A 22,312-nucleotide genomic window follows, 5' to 3' on the forward strand; every position below is an offset into this window, starting at 1 on the left:
GCGATGTTCCTGCTGGCCCTGCGCTCGATCCGGCACCGCCCCGGACGGTTCCTCGCCACGCTGCTGTCCGCGTTCCTCGGCGCGGCCATCATCATGACGTTCAACTCGATGCACGACACGGCCGGGCAGGGCGGCGTCGACTCGACCAGTTCGGAGACGCTGTCGACCGCGGCGGGCGTCGTCGGCGGCTACGGCACCCTGCTGGTCTTCTTCGCCGTCGCCTCGACCCTGACGGTCAACGTCCGTCAGCGGACAGCCGAGTTGGAGCTGCTGCGCTGCTCGGGTGCGACTCCGGCACAGCTCAAGCGGATGGTCGTGGGTGAGGCCGTGCTCGTGGCGCTGCTGGGCGCGGGCCTGGCGATCGGCCCGGCGATGCTGGGGGGCCGGGCGCTGCTGGACCTGTTCCAGGACAGCGGTCAGGTCGCCGAGTCCGTCCCGCACGCCTTCGGCCCGATCGCGTTCGGCTCGGGCATCGGCATCACGTTGCTCGCGTCGGCGGGCGCCGCGTTCCTCGCCGTACGGCGGGCGAGGCGCGAGCACGAGGAGCGGGGCCGCGCACGGAAGTTCCTCGCCTACGGGGCGCTGCTCACCGGGGCCGCGTCGGTCACCTCCACGTTCGCGTTCTCGGCGTCGGACGCGGCTCTGATGGCGCCACCTGCCTATGGAGCGATCCTGCTGTCGGTGGGCTTCGCGCTGCTGGCGCCGCGGCTGCTGGAGGGCCTGCTGAACCGGCTGCCGCTGAGCGGGGCGAGCGGCTGGCTGGCGGTGCGCAATCTGCGGGAGCGGGCCGGTCAACTGGCCGGGATCCTGATGTCGCTGATCCTGTTCACAGCGGTGGCCACGGCCACGCTCACCATGCAGGCGGTGGAGAGCGACACCGTCGAGGCTCTCGGCATCACCAAGTCGATCGACGACAAGACCCTGGAGACCCTGAACTTCACGGTCGTCGGGATCATCGTGGTCTTCGTCTGTGTGATGCTGGTCAACTCGCTGTACGCGGCGACGAGTTACCGCTCGCGGGAGTTCGGGCAGCAGCGGCTCGCGGGAGCGACTCCGGGGCAGGTGCTCGGGACGGTGGGCGCCGAGGGGCTGATCCTCATGGTCACGGGCGTCGTCTTCGGGGCGCTGGCCGCACTGGCCGGGATCGTCCCGTTCACGGTGGTCCGCTCCGACGAGGTGGTGCCGGGCGAGGTCTACGGCATCGGACTCGCGGTCGTCGCCGTCGCCGCGGCGGTGACGCTGGGGACCAGCCTGGTCACGGCCCGGCGGATGCTGCGTACTCCTGCTGTGGGGGCGGTCGCGGTGGCCTCGTGAGCGGGGTGGGGTCTCGGGGCGGTCGCTTCGGCGGCCGCCCTGTCCTTCGGCGGCCGCCCTGTCCTTTCACGGCGGTCGCCCCGTCATTTCACGCCGGACGCGTCCAGCAGCATGGTCGCCGTCGCGACGGTCAGCCCGTCCAGCGTCTCGACCCGGGCCCCGGACCGTGCGCTCGCCCCGTCGAAGACGAGCATCAGCTGGCGGGCGAGCAGCTCCGCGTCCCGGGCCCCGCCGTCCTCGGCGTGGGTGCGGAAGTAGCCCTTCATCCACTCCTTCGCCTCGCGGGCGACCGCGCTCGCGGGGTGTTCCGGATCCTTCAGCTCGACCAGCGCGGCGAGAAAGGGGCAGCCCTGGTAGGCGGGCTCGGCGGACGCCTTCTCCAGGCGCTCGAAGACGTTCAGGATCCGCTCGCGCGGGGTGGCGGCGTCCGGGACGTCCGGCGCCAGCTGGGCCTCGTACTCCGGCATCCGCCGGGCCAGGCTGGCCGCGAGGACCTCGTCCTTGCTCGCGAAGAGCTGGTACATGGACCGTTTCGAGACACCGGCCGTCCGGCAGAGCGCCTCGACGCCGATGGAGACGCCGTCGCGGTAGAAGAGCTCGGCCGCCGCGTCGAGGAGCCGGTCCCTGGTGGACGCCTTGTCTGTTGTGGCCATACCGGCGAGGTTACCGCTCCGGAAGCCGAGAGGAAACCGATCGGTCTACCACCTTCCGGTCCAGGGAACCTCCATGACATCATCATCGGTGAACAAGCGCTTAGATATCTGCGCTCCGAACACTCGTAGCGCCCCGACTGTCGCCGCCGAGCTGGAGGCCCCGTTGTTCACATCCGTCGACGACGTCTCCGCGCGCCTGGCCGAGACCGGCTATCTCGCCTCGCCCGCGGTCGCCACGACCGTCTTCCTCGCCGACCGTCTCGGCAAGCCCCTCCTGGTGGAGGGCCCGGCGGGAGTCGGCAAGACGGAGCTCGCCAAGGCCGTCGCCCAGGTGGCGGAGGCTCAGCTGGTCCGGCTCCAGTGCTACGAAGGCGTCGACGAGTCCCGGGCGCTGTACGAGTGGAACCACGCCAAGCAGTTGCTGCGCATCAGCGCGGGCCGCGACGAGACGTGGGACGAGACCCGCACGGACATCTTCAGCGAGGAGTTCCTGCTCACCCGGCCGCTGCTGACGGCCATCCGGGGCGACGACGCCAAGGTGCTGCTGATCGACGAGACCGACAAGGCCGACGTCGAGGTGGAGGGCCTGCTCCTGGAGGTGCTGAGCGACTTCCAGGTCACGGTCCCGGAGCTGGGCACCATCACCGCGACCCGCCGCCCCTTCGTCGTGCTGACCTCCAACGCGAGCCGGGAGCTGTCCGAGGCGCTGCGCCGCCGCTGTCTCTTCCTGCACATCGGCTTCCCGGACGAGGAGTTGGAGCGCCGGATCGTCCGGCTGAAGGTGCCGGGCCTCGACGAGGCGCTGGCCCGCTCGGTCGTGCGGGTCGTGGGCGCGCTGCGGGCGATGGACCTGCGCAAGGTCCCGTCGGTCGCCGAGACGATCGACTGGGCGCGCACCCTGCTCGCGCTGGGTGCCGACTCGCTGGACGAGACGGTCGTGCAGGCCACGCTCGGCGTGCTGCTCAAGCATCAGGACGATGTCCTGAAGGCGACGGCGAAGCTCGACCTGGACGCCCTGTGACCACGCCGGCAGGCGTCGCGGAGCGGCTGACGTCCCTGGTCGGCGCGTTGCGCGCGCACGGCATCCGGATCGGTACCGGCGAGACGGTGGACGCGGCGCAGGCGATCGAGGCGCTCGGCATGGCGGACCGGGAGCTGCTGCGTGAAGGGCTGGCGGCGACGCTTCTGCACGGCGTCGGGCAACGGCCGGTGTTCGACCCGGTCTTCGACCTGTACTTCCCGCGCGGTGTCGGCGGCCCGGAGCAGAAGGCCGCCGGACGGGACGATCTGCGGGACCGGCTGGCGGCGGCGCTGGCGGCCGACGACCGGGCGATGATGGCCCGCCTCGCGATGGAGGCCGTGGACGGTTTCGGTGGCTACGGCTCCTCTCCGGAGTCGGACGGCTGGTCGTCGTACCAGGCGCTGGAGCGGCTGCGCCCGCAGACCCTGCTGGCCCGGGTGCGCGACGACATCCGGGGGCGGGGCGCGAGTTCGGGGTTCGCGGACCGGCTGTTGGAGGACGAGATCCGGCGGCGCGTCGAGACCTTCCGCAGGCTGGTGGCCACGGAGGCGCGACGCCGGGTCGCCGAGCGGCGCGGACGTGACGAGATCGCCCGGCGGGCGGTCGCCCCGACCGCCGACCGGGTCGACTTCCTGTTCGCCGGGAAGGCCCAACTCGCCGAGCTGCGCAGGGCGGTTCAGCCGCTCGCCCGCAAACTCGCGACCCGGCTCGCGGCACGTCGCCGCCGCGCCGCGCGAGGCACGATCGATCTGCGGCGCACCCTGCGCGGGTCGCTGTCGACGGGCGGGGTGCCGATGAAGCCGGTGCTGCGCAGACGGCGGCCGGTCCGCCCCGAACTGGTGCTGCTGTGCGATGTGTCGGGGTCGGTATCCGGCTTCTCGGACTTCACGATGCTGCTGGTGCAGGCGCTGCACGACCAGTTCAGCAAGGTGCGTGTGTTCGCCTTCGTCAACCGGATCGACGAGGTGACGGGGATGCTGGAGCGCGGCACGGCCGATCCGGAGGGGCTCAGCTCCCGGATCGAGGCGGAGGCCACGCTCACGGGCTACCACGGCTCCAGCGACTACGGCATGGCGCTGGGCGAGTTCGCCGAGCGGTACGGCGACGCGGTCGGTCCGCGTACGACGGTGTTCGTCCTCGGCGACGCCCGCACGAACATGAGCGACCCGAACCTCCCTGCCGTACGGCAGATCGCCGGACAGGCGCGTCGCGTGTACTGGCTGAACCCGGAGCAGCGCTCCAGCTGGGGCACGGGCGACTCCGCCGCGCCCGACTACGCGGAGCTGGTCGAGATGCACGAGTGCCGCACCGCCCGGCAGCTCAGCGCGTTGGTGGAGCGGCTGCTGCCGGTCTGATCAGGCGGCGAGCTGCGGGTACAGGGCGGCCGGATCGGCCGCCAGGCCCGCCTTCACCTGCCGCGTGACGTCGTCGGCGAGGACCTCGTAGGCACCCGACGCGATCCCGTCGAGGGCCTGTGCCGCGACACTCTCGGCCGTGGACTTGGGCGCATCCACGTGGGCGGCCAGGTCGGTGTCGACGTAGCCGACGTGCAGCCCGGTGACCTCGATGCCACGCGGCCTCAGGTCCAGGCGCAGCGAGTTGGTCTGCGACCAGAAGGCGGCCTTGGACGCGCTGTAGGAGCCGGCGATGCCGACCCACGACAGCACGGAGTGCACGTTGAGGATGTGGCCGCCGCCGTTGCGCTCGATGACGGGGACGAAGGCCCGGGTGACCAGGAGCGGACCGTAGAAGTTGGTCTCGAACTCGCGCCGGACGTCGTCGACCGGTGAGTCGAGGAAGTTCGCGTTCACCGCGGCGCCCGCGTTGTTGATCAGCAGGGTGACGTCCTGCGCCTGCTCGGCGGCCGCCGCGACGGACGCGGGGTCGGTCACCTCCAGGGCCAGCGGCACGGCGTCGGGGTGGGTGACGGTGCGCGGGTCGCGGGCGGTGGCGTACACCTTCTTCGCGCCCCGCTCGTACAGGGCGGCGACCAGGGCGCGGCCGATGCCGCGGCTGCCGCCGGTGACCAGGGCCACGGAACCTTCGATGGTGGTCATGGGGGTCTCCTTGTAATGCTCAGCTCTTGCCCAGAGATCGGAAACCGATCGGTTTCCCAACACCGGAAGCGTAAACCGATCGGTTTCCTCAGGGCAAGGGGAGGGCCGGACCCCGGCGAAAATCAGGGTTCTTCCCCGATGGTCGGCGCCAGGTGGATTTCCTACGCTCGGCGAGAGCGGAGGGGGGATCCCATGAAGGCAGTGATTCAGGATCGGTACGGCTCGGCGGACGTCCTGGAGTTCAGGGAGGTCGACAGGCCGGTGCCGGCGGCCGACGAGGTGCTGGTGCGGGTGCATGCGGCCTCGGTCAACGCGTACGACTGGCACCTCATGCACGGCGACCCGCTGATCGGTCGCACCATGATGGGGTTCCGCAGGCCCAAGGCGCCCGTGCGCGGCCGGGACTTCGCGGGCGTGGTGGAGGCGGTGGGCTCCGGCGTCACGGGGCTCAAGCCCGGCGAGGAGGTGTACGGCGAGGCGGACGGTGCATTCGCGGAGTACGTGTGCGCCCGGCACGGCGACGTGGGCCCGAAGCCGGCCAACCTCACCTTCGAGCAGGCGGCGGCGATACCCCTGGCGGGGAACACCGCCCTGATCGGCCTGCGTGACGTCGCCCGGGTGCAGCCGGGGCAGACGGTCCTGGTGAACGGGGCGTCGGGGGGCGTGGGCACGTTCGCCGTACAGCTCGGCAAGGCGTACGGCGCCGAGGTGACGGCCGTGTGCAGCACCCGCAACGCCGACCTGGTGCGCTCACTGGGCGCCGACCGGATCGTCGACTACACCCAGGAGGACTTCACACGCGGCGAAGCGCGCTACGACGTGGTGCTGGACCTGGTCGGCAACCACTCGCTGGCGGAGTTCCGGCGCGTGCTCAACCCCGTCGGGACACTCGTGCTGTCCGGCGGCGGGGTGTACGAGGGCGGCAGCGTCGTCGGACCCATGGGGCTGTTCATCAGGCGGCGGCTGATGGCTCCGTTCGCACGGAACCACCAGCTGCTGGAGATCGCCGCGCGGCAGAGCAGGGCGAACCTCGAGGCGCTGCGGGAACTGGCCGAGTCCGGGAAGATCACCCCGGTCGTCGAGCGGACGTATCCGCTGAGCGAGGCGGCCGAGGCCATCCGGTACCTGGAGGTGGAGCACGCGCGCGCCAAGGTCGTCGTCACCGTGTGACGTGCCGACGCGTGCCTGCGGCTACTTCTTCGCGAACTCCCTCGCCGTCTGTCCCTGGAAGTCGTAGACCACGGCCTGCTCGTCGCCCACGACCCAGGCATCGTGTCCGGGTGAGATGACGAAGACGTCTCCGGGGCCGACCTCGGTCTCGCCACCGTCGTCCATGGCGATGTGCATGCGGCCCTGGACGATGTAGCCGTTGTGGTGCATCTGGCAGGTGTCGGTGCCCGCGAGCGGGGCCACGGACTCGGTCCAGCGCCAGCCGGGCTCGAAGGTCGCCACGGCGAAGTCGAGGTCCGTCATATGGACGGCTTCGAGGTGACCACGGGGGAAATCACGCCGCTCGTCCGGCTTGTCGAGCGTCTTCACTTCCATCATGACGCGCTCCCTTCCGGCCGCACCTGCTCGCGGCCGGGGCCGGCCTCCCCGGCGACCCTGGACACCGCCGTCGGCGGCCGGCCTCCTACCCCTCAATCGTCCGCCTGTCCACCCGGGCCCGCCAACCGGGGGACGGCCCGCTCAGACCCGGTGCCCGCAGAGCTCGGCGAAGCGCGCGGCGTCGACGTTCCCGCCGGAGACGATCACACCGACCCGGCGGGGCAGCACACCCGCACGGCCGGTGAGCAGGGCAGCGAGCGGAGTGGCACCGCTCGGTTCGACGACGATCTTCAGACGTTCGAAGGCGAACCGCATCGCGTCCCGGATCTCGTCGTCATCGACCAGTGCGATCTCGTCGACGAGCCGCTGGTTCACGGAGAAGGTCAGCTCCCCGGGAATGTGCAGGGCCTGTCCGTCGGCGATGGTGCGCGGCACCGGGATGCCGATGCGCCGCCCCGCCTCCAGGGAGCGCTTGGTGTCGTCCCCGGCCTCCGGTTCCACGCCGATCATCCGGATGTCCGGGTGCAGCCCCTTGGCCACGGTGGCGCTGCCGGCCATGAGCCCGCCACCGCCGACCGGTGCCAGCAGGGCACCCAACTCCCCCACCTCCTCCAGGAGTTCGAGAGCGGCGGTGCCCTGGCCCGCCATGACATGCGGGTGCTCGTACGGCGGGATCAGGGTGAGACCGCGCTCGGCGGCGAGGGCCTCGGCGATCTCGACCCGGTCGCCGGCGTAGCGGTCGTACGTGACGATCTCGGCGCCGTAGCCCTCGGTCGCCGCGCGCTTCGACGGCGGTGCGTCCTCGGGCATGACGATGACCGCCGTCGCGCCGAGTTCCCGGGCGGCCAGGGCGACGGCCTGCGCGTGGTTGCCGGACGAGTAGGCGGCGATGCCACGGCCGAGCTGTTCCGGCGTCAGACGGGAAGCCGCGTTGTAGGCGCCGCGGAACTTGAAGGCGCCGACCCGCTGGAAGTTCTCGCACTTGAGGAAGACCTCGGCGCCGACGAGTTCGTCGAGCGTGCGCGAGCGCAGCACGGGGGTGCGGTGAGCGACGCCCTTGAGCCGCGCGGCGGCATCACGGACGTCGTCGAGGGTGACCGGCGGGGTGGCTGTCGTCACGCGTTCCCTCCAGGGGGTGTGTCGTCGGCGGTCGTGGCTCGGTGTGTGGTGGGTGAGTTCTACGGGGCCGGATTGGCGGTGGTGGGTGCGGGGTGGGCGAGTTCGTTGTGGTGGGGTTCGTTGTTGGGGTTCGGGTTCGTCGTGGTCAGTCAGATGCAGCCGCGTCCGCCCTGGGGACTCTTCTGGTGGCCGAGTCCGTCACGGATCCCGCCGTCGCGGGCCCCGCGGTCGCGGATCCCCCTTCGCGGACCCCACCGCGTCGACTCCCGCCGCGTCGACTCCCGCCGCCCCAGCCCTGCCCGTCGCCGCCGCGCCCTGCGCACGCGCCTGCGACAGATAGCTGTAAGCGGAGGCGCGGGAGATACCCAGCCGTCCCGCGACCTGTTCGATCGCGCGCCGTACGGCGAACACGCCCCGCTCGTCGAGGCCGCGGAACAGTTCCAGGCGCCGGCCGCGATCGAGTCCGGCCCAACTGCCGTTCTGGCGGAGCTGATGGGCGTCGAGGATGGCGTCGACGACGGAGTCGATGTCGTTGCCGAAGGTGGTGACCGGCACGTCGGCCGGGGCGGCGCCGATGCCGGCGAGGGCACCGAGCAGGGCGTGGGCGTCGTTCAGGGCCGTGACGTCGAGGTTGACGCAGAAGGCGCCGAACACCGTGCCCGTCGAGTCGCGCAGCACCATCGTGGAGGCCTTGACCAGCTTGCCGCCGCTGGTCCGAGTGACGTAGTTCAGCTCGTCGCCGGCACCGTCGCCGCGTGCGACGATCCGCATGCCGATCTCGCTCATCGCCCCGCCCACCGCCCGCCCGGTCACCGAACCGGCCACGGCGACCACGGATTCCTCCGGCCGTCGGTAGTCGTGCAGGACGACCTCGCACATCGGCCCGAACGTCGCCACGATCCCGTCGGCAACCGGCCTCAGCGCGGCGACGATCGCGTCCCGCTCCGCCTCCAGTGCCTCGTCGGCCGCCATCGCACCCTCCTCGCTCCGCCCGCTCTCGGCACCACGTGCACCGAGCAGCCACTTCTAGACTACACGTCTAGAGGCTGGACGAGTGGTCCAATTCAAGGCACTTGACGAGCCGCGTCATGTTACCGGTAACATGACTCGCCATGACGCTGACGTCGGCACCCTCGCACCACCGGGCCTTCAGCCCCGCCGCCGTGGTCGCCTCATGCGTGGGCTTCGTGCTCATCGGCGCCCTCCAGGCCCTGTACGGCCCCGCTATTCCCGCGTTCCGCGAGGAGTTCGGACTGTCGCCGTCGGCCGCCGGTCTCGGACTGAGCGCGCATTTCGTCGGCGGGGTGGCCGGCGTGCTGCTCTTCGACCGGCTCTACGGCCAGGTCGGCAACCGGGGCATTCTCGGCGCCTCGTATCTGCTGATGGCGGTCGGCGCGGCAGGCTTCGCGCTCGCGCCGAACTGGCCGGCCGCCCTGGCCATGTCCCTGCTGTCCGGGCTGGGCTTCGGCGGCATCGACTACGGCCTCAACCAGTTGTTCGCCATCGGCTTCGGCCACCGCTCGACGGCCATGCTCAACATCCTCAACGCCCATTTCGGCATCGGCGCGATCCTCGGCCCGGCCTTGATCGGAGCGGTCGGTTCCGCGCACTACCCCGCAGTGTTCCTCGGCTTCGCGCTGGCCAACCTGCCGCTGCTGCTCTGCCTGCGCGGCGTGCGCGACCAGGCGCCGCAGCCGCAGCCGCTGCCCTCCGACACGGCGACCGAGTCGCCCGGCGGTCCCGTCCTCGCCCGCAGCCTCGGCTCCGTGCTCGCGGTGTTCGTCGCCCTGTACGTCCTGCACGTCGGCATCGAGGCCGGTGTGGGCGGCTGGGAGCCGACGCATCTTCAGACCGTCGGCCACTCGGCCGGAATCGCCGCCACCGCCACATCCGTGTACTGGCTGATGATGACCGTGGGCCGCTTCCTGGTGGCACCGATCGCCCTGCGGTTCCCCGCCGAGACCATCATCACGGTCTCCTGTGCGGGCATGACGGTCTGTCTGCTGCTGGCCGCGGTGCCGGGGCTCGCCCCGTACGCCTACGCCGGTGTCGGTCTGTTCATCGCGCCGATCTTCCCGACCGGGCTGCCATGGCTCAACCGGGTGGCCCCGCGGGCTCGCAGGGCGGGAGCGGTGGTCATCGCCGCCTCGATGGTCGGCGGCGTGGTGGCGGGACCGGCCCTGGGCAAGGTCATCGAGTGGTCCGGCATCCGCAGTGTCCCCCTCGTCCTGGGCGCCGTCTCGGCCCTGTGCCTGACAGCGACCCTGTGGCTGATCCGTGCCACCACCCGGTCCCGCTGAGCCCGTGTGTCCGAGGGCTCCAACCGAAGGGAAGCTCCGCAATGTCCGCTCTGACGACGCACGCCGACGGTTTCCTGCTGCGCGGCAAACCGTTCCGGATCGTCTCCGGCGCCATGCACTACTTCCGGATCCACCCCGACCAATGGGCCGACCGGCTGCGCAAGGCCCGTCTGATGGGCCTCAACTCGGTGGAGACGTACGTCCCCTGGAACCTGCACCAGCCCGACCCCGCGGGCCCCCTCGTGCTCGACGGCTTCCTCGACCTGCCCCGCTATCTGAGCCTGGCCCGCGACGAGGGCCTGCACGTCCTGCTGCGCCCCGGTCCGTTCATCTGCGCAGAGTGGGACGACGGCGGTCTGCCCGCGTGGCTCGTCGCGGACCCGGACGTCCGGCTGCGCTCCGGCGATCCGCGTTTCACCGGCGCGTTCGACCGTTACCTGGACGCGTTGCTGCCGCCGCTGCTTCCGTACATGGCGGCGTCGGGCGGTCCGGTGATCGCCGTACAGGTGGAGAACGAGTACGGGGCGTACGGCGACGACACCGCGTATCTGAAGCACCTCGAATCGGCCTTCCGGAGCCGGGGCGTGGCGGAGCTGCTGTTCACCTGTGATCAGGCCGACCCCGAGCAGCTGGCCGCCGGAGCCCTCCCGGGTGTCCTGGCGACCGCCACTTTCGGCAGCCGGGTCGACCGGAACCTCGCGGAGCTGCGCGGCCATCAGCCCGAAGGCCCCCTGATGTGCGCGGAGTTCTGGATCGGATGGTTCGACCACTGGGGCGGTCCGCATCATGTGCGGGACGCGGCCGACGCCGCCGCGGACCTGGACCGTCTGCTGTCGGCCGGCGCCTCGGTCAACCTCTACATGTTCCACGGCGGCACCAACTTCGGCTTCACCAACGGCGCCAACCACAAGCACGCCTACCAGCCCACCGTCACGTCCTACGACTACGACGCGGCCCTCACCGAGTGCGGTGACCCCGGCCCCAAGTACCACGCCTTCCGTGAGGTCATCGCCCGCCATCTGCCGGTCCCCGACGAGCCCGCCCCGGCGCCGTCCCGCAAACTCCCGCCCCTCACCGTCGAGTTGGGTCGCCGGGCGCCGTTGCTGCCACAGGCGAAGGCCCTCGCGGAGCCCGTCCGCACCGAGCACCCGGCCACCATGAACGACCTGGGGCAGGACACCGGTTACGCGCTCTACCGCACCACCCTCGACTTGGCGGGCGACGGCCTGCTGCACTTCGCGGGCGGTGTCGGCGACCGCGCCCAGGTCTTCGTCGACGGCGCCCCCGTCGGCGTACTGGAGCGCGAGCGCCACGACGAGACCCTGCCCGTCCGTGTCCCGCACCCCGGCGCCACGCTGGAGGTCCTCGTCGAGAACATGGGCGGCGTCAACTACGGCCCCCGCATCGGCGCGCCCAAGGGCCTCCTCGGCCCCGTCACCTTCGACGGCGGCCCGCTGCACGGCTGGGACTGCCACCCCTTGCCCCTGTACGACCTGAGCGCGCTGTCGTTCGCCCCCACCGAGACGACCCCGGCCGCCGAACCGGCCTTCCACCACGGCACGTTCGACGTCGACGTACCGGCGGACACGTTCCTCGCCCTGCCCGGCTGGACCAAGGGCCAGGCCTGGATCAACGGCTTCCACCTGGGCCGCTACTGGAACCGAGGCCCCCAGCGCACCCTCTACGTCCCCGAGCCGGTCCTGCGCCCCGGCACCAACGACCTGGTCCTGCTGGAGCTGCACGGCACCACCGGCACCCGGGCCCGGCTCACCGACACCGCCGACCTCGGTCCGGAATCCGACTGATGCCGCGATGACGGCGGGCGGAGCAACGGCCGGCGCCGGTCCGCGTGGTGCGGGGCGGCCGAGTCGGCACCCCTGCGGCCCCTGCCTATGCTGGGGACCTGCCGGGGCGTACACCGCCGCCGTGACGACGTCGAGGAAACAGCGATCATGACCCGAGGCTCCGCCGACGACCCCGCACCGCGGGGGCGCAGCAGACGGAACTTCGCGGGCTCGCGCCCCGTGATGGACGACGTGGCCCAGCTGGCCGGGGTCTCCAAGCAGACCGTCTCGCGTGTCCTCAACGACCATCCGTCGGTGCGGGCGGAGACCCGCGAGACGGTGCTGAGCGCCATGCGCACGCTGGGCTACCGGCCCAGCCGCAGTGCCCGGTCGCTGGCCAGCGGGCGGACCCGGATGGTCGGCGTGATCTCCTTCGACGCCGCCCGCTACGGCCCCGCCTCGATCCTCACCGCGATCAACACCGCGGCGCAGGACGCCGGTTACCTGCTGAGCTCGATCGCGCTGGACACGGCCGAGCCCGACACGGTGGTCGAGGCGGTGAACCGGCTGTCCGCCGAGGGCGCGGACGGCGTGCTCGCCATCGCCCCGCAGCTGTGGGTGGGAAAGGCCCTGGCGGACACCCGCCTCGACACCCCGCTGATCGTGCTGGAGAACGGCCTCGATGCCGACACCCAGCAGGTCACCGGCGACTCCCGGGCCGGGGCCCGCAAGGCCGTCGAGCATCTGCTGGGTCTGGGCCACCGTACGGTGTGGCACATCGCGGGCCCGACCGGCTGGACCTCGGCCGATCACCGGCTGGGCAGCTGGCAGACCTGTCTGGAGGCGGCGGGCGCGGAGGTTCCGGACCCGCTCGTCGGCGACTGGAGTGCCGACTCGGGCTATGACCTGGGCCGGCGCCTCGCCCGGCGCCCGGACGTCACGGCCGTGTTCGCCTCCAACGACCAGATGGCCCTCGGCCTGCTGCACGCCCTGCACGAAGCCGGCCGCTCCGTGCCCGGCGACATCAGTGTCGTGGGCTACGACGACATCCCCGAGGCCGCGCACTTCCTTCCTCCGCTGACCACCGTGCGAACGGACTTCGCCGAGATCGGCACGCGTGCGCTGCGGCTGCTCCTCGACCGGCTGGACGGCTCCGGGGAGCCGTCCCGGACCCGCTCACTGGTCCCGGTCGACCTGGTGGTCCGCGCCAGCAGCGGCCCGCCGCCCTCTTGTTGACGGCCCCTGCCCGGCGGTCGCCCGTCCGACCGGCAAGGACCCGGCCAACGGCCCCTGCCGCTCCCCCGGTCAGCCGGTCCCCTCGGCCACCGCCCGGTTCCAGGCCGAGTCCCGCAACAGGCGCAGTCCGTTCAGCCCGACGAGGACCGTGGACCCCTCGTGGCCCGCGACACCGAGCGGCAGCGGCAGCGTGCCGACCAGGTCCCAGACGACGAGGCCGGCGATGAACACCCCGGCGACGACGAGGTTCTGCACGACGAGAGCGCGGGCGCGGCGGGACAGGGCGACGGTGGCGGGGACGGCGGCGAGTTCGTCGCGCACGATCACCGCGTCGGCGGTCTCCAGGGCGATGTCGGAGCCGGCTCGGCCCATGGCGACGCCGATGTGCGCGGCGGCCAGGGCGGGCGCGTCGTTGACGCCGTCCCCGACGACCATCACCCGGCGGCCCGCGCCCTCCCACTCCCGTACCGCGCCCAGCTTGTCCTGCGGCAGCAGCCCGGCCCGCACGTCCTCGATCCCGGCCTCGGCGGCCAGGTGGGCGGCGGCCCGGGGGTTGTCGCCGGTGAGAAGGGTCGGTGCGGTGCCGGTGAGGACGCTCAGGGCCGCGACCGTGGCGGCCGCGTCGGGACGGAGCCGGTCCGCGATGCCGAGCACTCCGGCGGGGCCGCCGTCGACGAGGACGAGGACGGCGGTACGGCCGGATCCCTCCAGTTCCCGGGCGGGTGCCGCGAACGCGGCGTCGGACTCGGCGAGCAGCCGGTCCGGGGCGCCCACCTCGACCGTACGACCCCGGACGACGGCCCGGACGCCGACCCCGGGCGCGGACGTGAAGTCCTCGGCGGCCGGCAGGTCGAGGCCGCGCTCGCGTGCCGCGTCCACCACCGCCCGGGCCAGCGGGTGCTCGCTGGGGTGCTCGGCCGCCGCGGCGAGCGACAGCAACTCGTCCTCGTCCAGGCCGCGTCCGGGCAGCGGCCGTACGTCGACCACCCGCGGCGTCCCCTCGGTGAGGGTGCCCGTCTTGTCCAGCGCCACGGCGTCGATCCGGCCCAGGCGTTCCATCACCACGGCCGACTTCACCAGCACACCGTGCCGGCCTGCGTTGGCGATGGCCGAGAGCAGGGGCGGCATGGTCGCCAGGACCACCGCGCACGGAGAGGCCACGATCATGAAGGTCATCGCGCGCAGCAGTGCCTCGGAGAACGCCTCACCGAACGCGAGCGGCACACCGAACACGGCGAGCGTCGCGGCGACCATGCCCAGCGAGTAGCGCTGTTCGATCTTCTCGATGAACAGCTGCGTGGGCGCCTTGGTCTCGGACGCCTCCTCCACCATCCGTACGATGCGGGCGATCACGGAGTCGGAGGCGTCCCGCTCGACCCGGACACGCAGCGCGCCGGTGCCGTTCAGGGTGCCCGCGAAGACCTCGTCACCCGGCCCCTTCGCCGCCGGAAGGGGTTCGCCGGTGATGCTCGCCTGGTCCACCTCACTGGCTCCGTCCAGCACCCGCCCGTCGGCTCCCACCCGCTCGCCCGGCCGTACGAGGACGGTGTCCCCGACCGCCAACTCCTCGACGGTGACGGCGCGTTCGGTGCCGTCGGGGGCGATCCGGGTGGCCGTCGCGGGCGCCAGGTCGAGCAGGCCGCGCACCGAGTCGGCGGTGCGGGCGGTGGCCAGCGCCTCCAGCGCGCCCGAGGTCGCGAAGATGACGATCAGCAGGGCGCCGTCCATGACCTGTCCGATGGAAGCGGCGCCGAGCGCGGCGACGACCATCAGCAGATCGACGTCGAGGGTTCTGCCCTTGAGCGCCTTGAGCCCCTCCCAACCCGGTTCCCAACCGCCGGTGGCGTACGACAGCGCGTACAGCGGACCCCAGATCCAGGCGGGCGCTCCGCCGAGTTGCAGGGGCAGCGCGAGCAGGAACAGCGCGGTGGCCGCGCCGGCCCAGCGGACCTCCGGCAGCGCGAGCAGCCGGGTGCGCCGCCGGGGGACGGCGCGCTCGGATGCGGAGAGGCCGGCGCCGGGTGGGGTGAGCGTGGCAGTCATACCCCCACCATAGAGGAACAGATGAAGACACATTCATGTCTTCATTGATGAATTCCGTGATGAGGGCCGCGGGCCGCCGCGGGGTCAGGGGGCGGGGACCTCGTCGAGGAGCTGGGGGCCGTTGTTGCTGACGCTGTTCACCGCGAGTGAGACGGGGCGGGCGTCGAGGCGGCCGTCCGCCGGCGTGGTGAGCAGGGCGCGCAGGTCGTCGGTGGACTGGTGGTGGGGGTCGAGCCAGGCGTCGTAGTGCTCGGGGGTCAGCGCGAGCGGCATACGGGGGTGGATGCGGCCGGCCGCATCGGTGGCCTCGGTCGTGATGATGGTGCAGGTCAGCAGCCAGGCGGCGGGGTCGTCGCCGTTCTTGACCGCCGGGTCGCGCCAGAACTCGTACAGCCCGGCCAGGGCCAGGACCTGCCCGTCCTCGGCGTGAATGAAGTAGGGCTGCTTGCGGACCTTGCCGGACTTGGCGTCCTTGACCTGCTCCCACTCGTAGAAGCCGTCGGCCGGCAACAGGCAGCGGCGTTTGACGAACGCGCGGCGGAAGGCGGGCTTCTCGTGCACGGTCTCCACGCGCGCGTTGATCAGCCGCGCGCCGATCTTCACGTCCTTCGCCCAGGAGGGCACCAGCCCCCAGCGCAGCGGCCGCAGCCGGCGCAGGGCCGGGGCGTCCTCGCCCGCGCCACGCGGAGCGCGCTCCAGAACCGCCCACACGTCGTCGGTCGGGGCCACGTTCCAGCTCGGCGCGAGGGTCTCCTCGGGGTGCCACTCGGTGACCTCGAACAGCTGGGCCAGGTCCTGAGGGCTGCGGGTGGAGGCGTAGCGGCCGCACATACGGCCACTGTGCCATGGCAGGGGGTGTGGGTCCTGATGGGACGGTCGGGGGTGTGACGCGGCGGCTCGGCCGGATCGGGTGTGTCGTGCGGCCACCCCCGCCCGGCTCACACGTCCAGTCCGCCTCGCTGTACCAGCCGGCTCGCGATGATGTTGCGCTGGATCTCGTTGGTGCCCTCCCCGACGATCATCAGTGGCGCGTCCCGGAAGTAGCGCTCGACGTCGAACTCGGTCGAATAGCCGTGGCCGCCGTGGATGCGGACGGCGTTGAGAGCGATCTGCATGGCCGTCTCGGAGGCGAAGAGCTTGGCCATGCCGGCCTCCATGTCCACCCGGTGTCCGGCGTCCGCCAGGCGGGCGGCGTAGAGGGTGAGCTGACGTGCGGCGGTGAGTGAAGTCGCCATGTCGGCGAGGTAGTTGCCGATGGACTGGTGCTGCCAGATCGGCTTGCCGAAGGACTCCCGTTGCCGGGCGTGGGCGAGCGCGTCCTCCAGGGCGGCCCGGCCCACGCCGAGGGCCCGGGCCGCGACTTGGAGGCGGCCGGTCTCCAGCCCCTTCATCATCTGGGTGAAGCCCTGTCCCTCCACGCCCCCGAGCAGGGCGTCGGCGGTTGCGCGGTGGTTGTCGAAGGCCAGCTCGCAGCTCTCCACGCCCTTGTAGCCGAGCTTGGGCAGATCGCGGGAGACCGTCAGGCCCGGTCCGTGCTCGACGAGGAGGATGGACATGCCCTTGTGCGCGGGGTCGGCGTCCGGGTCGGTCTTGCACAACAGGGCGATGACCTGCGAGCGGCGGGAGTTGGTGATCCAGGTCTTCGCGCCGTTCACCAGATAGCCGTCGTCCGACTTGCGGGCGACGGTACCCATCGCCCGGAGGTCGGAGCCGCCGCCGGGCTCGGTCAGTGCCATCGTCGCGCGGGTCTCGCCGGTGGCCATCCGGGGCAGATGGCGCCGCCGCTGTTCCTCGGTGCCGAAGCGCAGCAGCAGCTTGGCGACGACGGTGTGCCCGCCCATCGCACCGGCCAGGCTCATCCAGCCCCGGGCCAGCTCCTCGGTGACCAGGACGTAGCAGGGCATGGAGACGGGTGTGCCGCCGTACTCCTGCGGGACGGCGAGTCCGAAGACGCCGAGTTCCTTCATCCGCCCGATGAGGGCTTCGGGATAGGTGTCGGCGTGCTCCAGCTCCCGGACGACGGGCTTGACGTCCTTGTCCACGAACTCGCGCACCGTTCTGACGACGAACTGTTCGTCCTCGGACAGGAGGTCGAGGGTGCTCATGGTGAGGCTCCTTCGGTGGGCCGGGAGCGGGCGCGCGGTGCGCCCGCTCCACTCAGCCGACGGTGGCCGACTGCGGGTCAGTCCTGGGGTGTGGTGCGGGTGTCCTCCTCACCTGTCGTTCCCTGGGTCTGGGCGGGGTGAGTCGTGCGAGGCGTCGTGAACAGGCCGCACAGCACGGTCGCCGCGACGAGGGCTGCGGCGGCGGCCAGGAAGGTGAGGTGCATGGCGTGCGTGAAACTGGCCGCGAAGGCTTCGTCGCCCAGGCGCCGCCACAGGGCCGTCTCACTCCCGCCGAGACCCGAAGGAGGGCTGGGCGGACGGAAGTTCTCGGCGTCGTCGGCGGCGGCCAGGAACCCCTCGCGCAGCTCTGAGGGCAGCCGGCCGGCCCGCTCCCGGGCCTCGCCCGGCAGATCGGCGTTGATCCGGGCGGACAGCAGGGCACCCAGTACGGCCGTGCCGAGGACGCCGCCGATCTGGCGGGTCGTGTTGGAGACACCGGAGGCGGCGCCGGCCAGCCGGGGGTTCACGCCGTCCATGGTGGCCTGTTGCAGCGGCGCGAACGTCGCGCCGCCGGCGATGCCGATGATGATCAGGCCGGGCAGCAGACCGCGGGCGTCGCTGTGTGCGTCGGTGGAGGCGACCAGGACGAGCAGGCCGAGGGCGAGCAGCGCGAGCCCGGCCATGAGGACGTACTTGCCGCCGAACCGGTCGGACAGCCGGCCGGCGTAGGCGGAGCCGACCGCGGTCAGGATCGCGCCGGGCAGCATGACCGCGGCGGTCTCCAGCGCGCTGTAGCCGCGGGCGGTCTGCAGGTAGAGCACGAGGACGAAGGCGATCGCGATCATCCCGAGCTGGAAGACGAAACCGACGCCGTTGCCGACCGAGAAATTACGGGCGTCGAACAGGGCGAGCGGCATGAGGGAGTCGTTCCCGCGGCGGTGCTGCCACAGGACGAACAGCACCAGCAGCGCGGCGCCGGCGACGATGACGGACGGGATGCCGATCGGCCCGGTGACGGTTGCCCAGTCGTAGCGCTCGCCCTCGATGAGGCCGAAGACGATGCCGGTGAGGCCGGCGGTGGCCAGGGCGACACCGGTCAGGTCGAGGCTGGTGCCGCGGCCGGGCCGCATGACCGGGACGTACCGGACGGCCAGCAGGGCGGTGACGATGCCGATCGGCACGTTGATGAGGAAGATCCAGCGCCAGCTGAGGTGGGCGAGAAGGAAACCGCCGGCGATCGGGCCGACGACGGGCGCGAGGCCGACGATCGCCCCGAAGAGACCGAACGCCCGGCCGCGCAGCCGCGGCGGGAAGATCGTCAGGATCGACGAGATCACCTGCGGGAACAGCAGCGCCGCGCCGAGCCCTTGCAGCACACGCGCGGCAAGCAGCAAGCCGGGCGTCCCGGCCAGCCCGCACAGGGCCGAGGCCACGGTGAAGAGAGTGATGCCGATCAGGAACAGCCGCCGGTACCCGTGGATGTCGCCGAGCCGTCCGGTGGTGATGAGCAGGACGGAGAAGACCAGCAGGTATCCGTCGATGATCCACAGGACCTGGTCGTAGGACGCGTCCAGGCCGTTGATCAAGGTCGGGACGGCGATGTTGACGATGCTTCCGTCGAGCAGCGCCATGAAGAAGCCGGCGCACATGACGGCGAGTACCAGCCAAGGCCGTTGTGTGACCGGGGCTTCCGCCGTTTTGACTTCCGTCACTCCGATGACCTCCATGAACTCGGAGCACCGGCCATGGCTTCGGGGACGTGACGGAATCCCGGACGTCCGCACTGGACGAACCCGGGGACACACCGATCTCTCACGCGTCGCGGAGCCCGAAGAACCGTTGGCCGAAGGGAACTCCGCACGGCGGAGGCACGTCGGGAGGCCGAACTGCCACCACCACGACGGAGTTGACCCTTTGTGTGGTGTGACTCCCACCTTCTCCACGGTCATCGGGACCCGAAGAAGCTGGATGGCGAGGCGTGAGCCCAACGGTGAGAAGCCGGACGGGACTTTAGCAACGTCGGTGAGTGCCGGCAACGAGGCCGGTTCACACCAGCTGCGGCACGATCGCGACGGGGCAGTGGCCGTGGTGCAGCAAGGTGTGGCCCACGCGGCCGAGTTGCAGGCCGAAGTGTCCGTGCCTGTGGCGCGCGCCGATGACCACGAGGTCGGCGCCGGCCGAGCCGTCCACGAGGATCCGGCGGGCCGAGCCCTCGACGGTGGTACGGCGTACCCGGACCCCGGGGTGTTCGGCCATGGCCTCGTCCAGAAGTTCGTCGAGCCGGTCCGCCGCTCGTTGCTCGTGCTCGCGTGCGGGATCCTCGGTGGGCGCGGATGCGCCTTCGCGTGCGGGGCAGCGCCAGGCGTGTACGGCGTCCAGGGCGCAGCCGCGTTCCTCGGCCTCGCGGAGCGCGAAGCGCACGGCCCGCGCACCGGTGGCCGGGTCCCCGGCACCGAACAGGACCCGCTCGTGCAGGCCGACCAGCCCGGTCTCGTCGCCCCGGACCACGATCACCGGGCAGTGCGCCCGGGCGGCCACGCCCAGGCTCACCGACCCGAGGAGCAGTCCCTTCAATTCGCCGCGGCCACGCTCTCCCGTCACCAGGGCGAAGGCGTTGTTGCCCTCGCGCAGGAGGGCGTCGACCGGGTCGGCGGGAACGATGCCGGTCGTCACCTTCACGTCCGGCCGGCGCAGTGCGGCGCGTTCGGCGGCCGAGGCGACTATGTGCTCGGCCAGGACGCGTTCCGCGGGGCGCTCGCGTCCGGTCGACGGTACGGCGCCCTCGTAGCGCTGCCAGAGGGAGGCGTACACCAGCCGCAGCGGCCTGTCGCCGCGGGCGGCTTCGTCGACCGCCCAGTCGACGGCCAGCAGGCTCGCGTCCGATCCGTCGACGCCTACGACCAGGGGGAGTGTCATCGTCCTCACCGCCTTGTGCCGGGCCGCCGTGTCGGCAGCCGGGGCTCTGATCTCACCGTCGCACCCGTCGGGGGCGGCCACGAGAGGCGGATGGGGCAATGTGGACGACGTTCGGCCCATACGACCGGTCCCGATCGGGGGCCCGCCGGGGGGCCGAAGCTCTACTCGGCCGGTACCGGCACCCACCACACCAGCGTGGTGCCTCCGCCCTCCGGACTGATCAGTTCCAGTTCCCCGCCCAAGTGCCGTGCCCGCTCGGCCATGTTGCGCAGCCCGCTGCGCCGCCCGCCCTCCGGGATGCCGACGCCGTTGTCGCCGACGGTGAGGCGGACCTGGCGGGAGTCGGCGGTGAGGGCGACGTCGGCGCGGTCGGCGTGGGCGTGGCGGGCGATGTTGGTGAGGGCCTCGGAGAGCACGGCGACCACATGGTCGGCGATCTCACGCGGCACCTGTGTGTCCACCAGTCCCTCCATCCGCACGCTGGGCGCGAACCCCAGCACGGGCGCCGCCTCGCCGACGATCCGCACCACGCGGGCCCTGAGTCCGGCGCCGGCGACGCCGTCGCGGGAACGCAGACCGAAGATCGTCGATCTGATGATCTTGATGGTCTCGTCGAGGTCGTCGACCGCACGCACCACGCGCTCGGACGCTTCCGGGTGCTCGATGAAGCGGCCCGCGCTCTGCAGGGTCATCCCGGTGGCGAACAGCCGCTGGATCGCGAGGTCGTGCAGATCCCGGGCGATGCGGTCGCGGTCCTTGAGCACGGCGACCTCGGCCGCGTCCTGGCGGCGCTCCGCGAGCTCCATGGCGACGGCCGCCTGCGCGGCGAACCCCTGGAGCGGTTCGATCTCCTTGCCGGTGAACACCGTCTCCCCCGTGCCGCGGACGAGCAGGACGACGCCACGTACTCCGCCCTCCCCGGTGCCGACGGGAACGGCGACGGCGGGGCCGAGACCGGTGGGGCGCGGGGGTCCCGCGGAGATCCGTTCGTCGTGGGAGATGTCCGGGCTGGTGACGGGAGCCGCCGTGGAGAAGGCCTCGCCCAGCAGGCCGCTGTCGCCGGGCAGCACCAGACCGCGCAGCGACTGTGCCGCCGGTCCGATGGCGAGTTCCACGCTGAGCGAGTCTGTGTCCTCCATCGGCATCGCGACCATGGCCAGCGCCGCGCCCGTGATCTCCCGGGCGCGGTCTGCGATCAGTCCGAGCACCTCACCGCGCTCGGCGCCGGACATCAGACTGTGGGTGATCTCCGCGGTCGCCCGCAGCCATCGCTCCCGCAGCCGGGACTCCTCGTAGAGACGGGCGTTGTCGATGGCGACGCCGGCCGCCACCGCGAGGGTCGACGTCACGGCGACGTCCTCCTCGTCGAACTGCGCCCCGCCCCGCTTCTCGGTCAGATACAGATTGCCGAAGATCTGGTCGCGCACGCGGATGGGGACGCCGAGGAAGGTGTTCATCGGCGGATGGTTCGGCGGGAAGCCGTACGAAGCCGGATGCTCGGAGATCTTCGCCAGGCGCAGCGGCTCGGGGTGGCGGATGAGCTCACCGAGGATGCCGTGGCCCTCCGGGTAGTGGCCGATCTCGGCGATCTGCTCCTCGGCGATCCCGACGGTGTGGAAGCCGGACAGCCGGCGGCCGTCGGGCCCGATCACGCCGAGGGCGGCGTACTCGGCGTCGACCAGCACCGCGGCGGCTTCCACGATGCTGTGCAGGGCCTGTTCCAGGTCCAGCTCCCGGCCGACGGAGAGCACTGCCTCCAGCAGGCTGTGCACCCGGTCGCGGGTGCCACGGGCCGCGTCGAGCCGTGCCTGCAGCTCCTCCAGCAGTTCGTCCAGCCTCAGCTGCGGCAGCCGTACGTGGGCCTCCTCGGGGCTTCCCACCTGCGTCTCCTCCGGTCCCGTGGGCGGTCGGACACCGGCCGCTCCGGACACCGGTCACGCTACCGGGCCGCGGCGCGCGACGGTACGGAATCGGACCTGCTGGAGCAAGGGCCGACGGTCCCGGCGGCAGCGACCAGCAGGGCGATCCGGGCCGTTCGGCCCTACCGCGGGGACGGACAGCACCTGTCGGTGGGCCCCGTGCGCGTTCCAGGCTGGACCTGCGGCGCGGCCACGATGCCGGGCGGCGAGGACGAGAACCTGGCCGAGATGAGGCGGCCGGGCCGTCCGGACCGTGATCGGGGCCCATCGGCCCTGGCACCTGGCGGTGACCCGAGA

Annotated in this window: 18 protein-coding genes; 7 read left to right on the forward strand and 11 right to left on the reverse strand. The window is 71.9% G+C overall.

The window, feature by feature from the left end; all coding sequences use genetic code 11:
* Positions 1–3: 3 nt before the first annotated feature.
* Positions 4–1,314, forward strand: a complete 1,311-nt coding sequence (locus tag ACFPQ9_RS07805) for an FtsX-like permease family protein (RefSeq protein ID WP_380848785.1) — start codon at positions 4–6, stop codon at positions 1,312–1,314.
* 83 nt (positions 1,315–1,397) lie between these two features.
* Here the strand turns inward: ACFPQ9_RS07805 and ACFPQ9_RS07810 are convergent, their stop codons facing one another.
* Positions 1,398–1,967, reverse strand: a complete 570-nt coding sequence (locus ACFPQ9_RS07810; RefSeq protein WP_380848788.1) for a TetR/AcrR family transcriptional regulator — start codon at positions 1,965–1,967, stop codon at positions 1,398–1,400.
* A 163-nt stretch (positions 1,968–2,130) separates the two neighbouring features.
* Here ACFPQ9_RS07810 and ACFPQ9_RS07815 point away from each other — a divergent pair, with 163 nt between their 5' ends.
* Positions 2,131–2,988, forward strand: coding sequence for an AAA family ATPase (locus ACFPQ9_RS07815; RefSeq protein WP_380849101.1), 858 nt, complete (start codon positions 2,131–2,133; stop codon positions 2,986–2,988).
* Positions 2,985–4,343: a vWA domain-containing protein gene (locus ACFPQ9_RS07820; RefSeq protein ID WP_380848791.1), complete on the forward strand. Its 1,359-nt coding sequence runs from the start codon at positions 2,985–2,987 to the stop codon at positions 4,341–4,343. Before ACFPQ9_RS07815 ends, ACFPQ9_RS07820 begins: the two co-directional genes overlap by 4 nt.
* On the opposite strand, the gene ACFPQ9_RS07825 is transcribed toward ACFPQ9_RS07820, so the two are convergent.
* Entirely contained in the window at positions 4,344–5,045 is a 702-nt protein-coding gene (locus ACFPQ9_RS07825) for an SDR family oxidoreductase (protein WP_380848794.1), read from the reverse strand.
* A gap of 192 nt (positions 5,046–5,237) precedes the next feature.
* Between ACFPQ9_RS07825 and ACFPQ9_RS07830 the strand changes: the two genes are divergently transcribed.
* Positions 5,238–6,215, forward strand: a complete 978-nt coding sequence (locus tag ACFPQ9_RS07830) for an NAD(P)-dependent alcohol dehydrogenase (protein WP_380848797.1) — start codon at positions 5,238–5,240, stop codon at positions 6,213–6,215.
* A 21-nt stretch (positions 6,216–6,236) separates the two neighbouring features.
* On the opposite strand, the gene ACFPQ9_RS07835 is transcribed toward ACFPQ9_RS07830, so the two are convergent.
* From ACFPQ9_RS07835 to ACFPQ9_RS07845, 3 genes are all read right to left on the reverse strand, one after another.
* Positions 6,237–6,593 (reverse strand): cupin domain-containing protein, encoded by a 357-nt coding sequence (locus ACFPQ9_RS07835; protein WP_380848800.1) that lies wholly within the window; start codon positions 6,591–6,593, stop codon positions 6,237–6,239.
* A gap of 141 nt (positions 6,594–6,734) precedes the next feature.
* Positions 6,735–7,712: a threo-3-hydroxy-L-aspartate ammonia-lyase gene (locus ACFPQ9_RS07840; RefSeq protein WP_380848803.1), complete on the reverse strand. Its 978-nt coding sequence runs from the start codon at positions 7,710–7,712 to the stop codon at positions 6,735–6,737.
* A 198-nt stretch (positions 7,713–7,910) separates the two neighbouring features.
* Positions 7,911–8,684 carry a helix-turn-helix transcriptional regulator gene (locus ACFPQ9_RS07845; protein WP_380848806.1) on the reverse strand — a complete coding sequence of 258 codons (774 nt, stop codon included), beginning with the start codon at positions 8,682–8,684 and terminating at the stop codon, positions 7,911–7,913.
* 140 nt (positions 8,685–8,824) lie between these two features.
* Between ACFPQ9_RS07845 and ACFPQ9_RS07850 the strand changes: the two genes are divergently transcribed.
* The 3 genes from ACFPQ9_RS07850 to ACFPQ9_RS07860 all read left to right on the forward strand — a co-directional run bounded on the left by ACFPQ9_RS07850 (position 8,825) and on the right by ACFPQ9_RS07860 (position 13,032).
* Positions 8,825–10,012: an MFS transporter gene (locus ACFPQ9_RS07850; protein WP_380848809.1), complete on the forward strand. Its 1,188-nt coding sequence runs from the start codon at positions 8,825–8,827 to the stop codon at positions 10,010–10,012.
* A 41-nt stretch (positions 10,013–10,053) separates the two neighbouring features.
* Positions 10,054–11,817 (forward strand): glycoside hydrolase family 35 protein, encoded by a 1,764-nt coding sequence (locus tag ACFPQ9_RS07855; RefSeq protein ID WP_380848812.1) that lies wholly within the window; start codon positions 10,054–10,056, stop codon positions 11,815–11,817.
* Positions 11,818–11,964: 147 nt separating this feature from the next.
* Entirely contained in the window at positions 11,965–13,032 is a 1,068-nt protein-coding gene (locus ACFPQ9_RS07860) for a LacI family DNA-binding transcriptional regulator (protein ID WP_380848815.1), read from the forward strand.
* Positions 13,033–13,101: 69 nt separating this feature from the next.
* On the opposite strand, the gene ACFPQ9_RS07865 is transcribed toward ACFPQ9_RS07860, so the two are convergent.
* From ACFPQ9_RS07865 to ACFPQ9_RS07890, 6 genes are all read right to left on the reverse strand, one after another.
* Entirely contained in the window at positions 13,102–15,075 is a 1,974-nt protein-coding gene (locus ACFPQ9_RS07865) for a heavy metal translocating P-type ATPase (protein WP_380848818.1), read from the reverse strand.
* 84 nt (positions 15,076–15,159) lie between these two features.
* The gene (locus ACFPQ9_RS07870; protein ID WP_380848821.1) at positions 15,160–15,906 is read right to left on the reverse strand and encodes an SOS response-associated peptidase; all 747 of its coding nucleotides are present in this window, start codon (positions 15,904–15,906) and stop codon (positions 15,160–15,162) included.
* Between the two features lie 107 nt (positions 15,907–16,013).
* A complete protein-coding gene (locus ACFPQ9_RS07875; RefSeq protein WP_380848824.1) occupies positions 16,014–17,180 on the reverse strand; it encodes an acyl-CoA dehydrogenase family protein in 1,167 nt (388 codons plus the stop codon).
* A gap of 77 nt (positions 17,181–17,257) precedes the next feature.
* Complete coding sequence (locus ACFPQ9_RS07880) at positions 17,258–18,892, reverse strand: DHA2 family efflux MFS transporter permease subunit (RefSeq protein ID WP_380848827.1); 1,635 nt, start codon at positions 18,890–18,892, stop codon at positions 17,258–17,260.
* Positions 18,893–19,226: 334 nt separating this feature from the next.
* The gene (locus ACFPQ9_RS07885; protein ID WP_380848830.1) at positions 19,227–20,096 is read right to left on the reverse strand and encodes a universal stress protein; all 870 of its coding nucleotides are present in this window, start codon (positions 20,094–20,096) and stop codon (positions 19,227–19,229) included.
* Between the two features lie 161 nt (positions 20,097–20,257).
* A complete protein-coding gene (locus ACFPQ9_RS07890) occupies positions 20,258–21,976 on the reverse strand; it encodes a sensor histidine kinase (RefSeq protein WP_380848833.1) in 1,719 nt (572 codons plus the stop codon).
* Positions 21,977–22,312: the final 336 nt, after the last annotated feature.

Origin of the sequence: Streptomyces coerulescens, assembly GCF_042657965.1 — a bacterium.
GTDB classification, from domain to species: Bacteria; Actinomycetota; Actinomycetes; order Streptomycetales; family Streptomycetaceae; genus Streptomyces; species Streptomyces coerulescens.

Bases quoted from the DNA above. Each gene is read 5' to 3' on its own strand.
- ACFPQ9_RS07805 (WP_380848785.1), top strand. From the start codon at position 4: ATGTTCCTGCTGGCCCTGCGCTCGATCCGGCACCGCCCCGGACGGTTC.
- ACFPQ9_RS07810 (WP_380848788.1), bottom strand. From the start codon at position 1,967: ATGGCCACAACAGACAAGGCGTCCACCAGGGACCGGCTCCTCGACGCG.
- ACFPQ9_RS07825 (WP_380848794.1), bottom strand. From the start codon at position 5,045: ATGACCACCATCGAAGGTTCCGTGGCCCTGGTCACCGGCGGCAGCCGC.
- ACFPQ9_RS07830 (WP_380848797.1), top strand. From the start codon at position 5,238: ATGAAGGCAGTGATTCAGGATCGGTACGGCTCGGCGGACGTCCTGGAG.
- ACFPQ9_RS07835 (WP_380848800.1), bottom strand. From the start codon at position 6,593: ATGATGGAAGTGAAGACGCTCGACAAGCCGGACGAGCGGCGTGATTTC.
- ACFPQ9_RS07845 (WP_380848806.1), bottom strand. From the start codon at position 8,684: ATGGCGGCCGACGAGGCACTGGAGGCGGAGCGGGACGCGATCGTCGCC.
- ACFPQ9_RS07850 (WP_380848809.1), top strand. From the start codon at position 8,825: ATGACGCTGACGTCGGCACCCTCGCACCACCGGGCCTTCAGCCCCGCC.
- ACFPQ9_RS07855 (WP_380848812.1), top strand. From the start codon at position 10,054: ATGTCCGCTCTGACGACGCACGCCGACGGTTTCCTGCTGCGCGGCAAA.
- ACFPQ9_RS07860 (WP_380848815.1), top strand. From the start codon at position 11,965: ATGACCCGAGGCTCCGCCGACGACCCCGCACCGCGGGGGCGCAGCAGA.
- ACFPQ9_RS07865 (WP_380848818.1), bottom strand. From the start codon at position 15,075: ATGACTGCCACGCTCACCCCACCCGGCGCCGGCCTCTCCGCATCCGAG.
- ACFPQ9_RS07870 (WP_380848821.1), bottom strand. From the start codon at position 15,906: ATGTGCGGCCGCTACGCCTCCACCCGCAGCCCTCAGGACCTGGCCCAG.
- ACFPQ9_RS07875 (WP_380848824.1), bottom strand. From the start codon at position 17,180: ATGAGCACCCTCGACCTCCTGTCCGAGGACGAACAGTTCGTCGTCAGA.
- ACFPQ9_RS07885 (WP_380848830.1), bottom strand. From the start codon at position 20,096: ATGACACTCCCCCTGGTCGTAGGCGTCGACGGATCGGACGCGAGCCTG.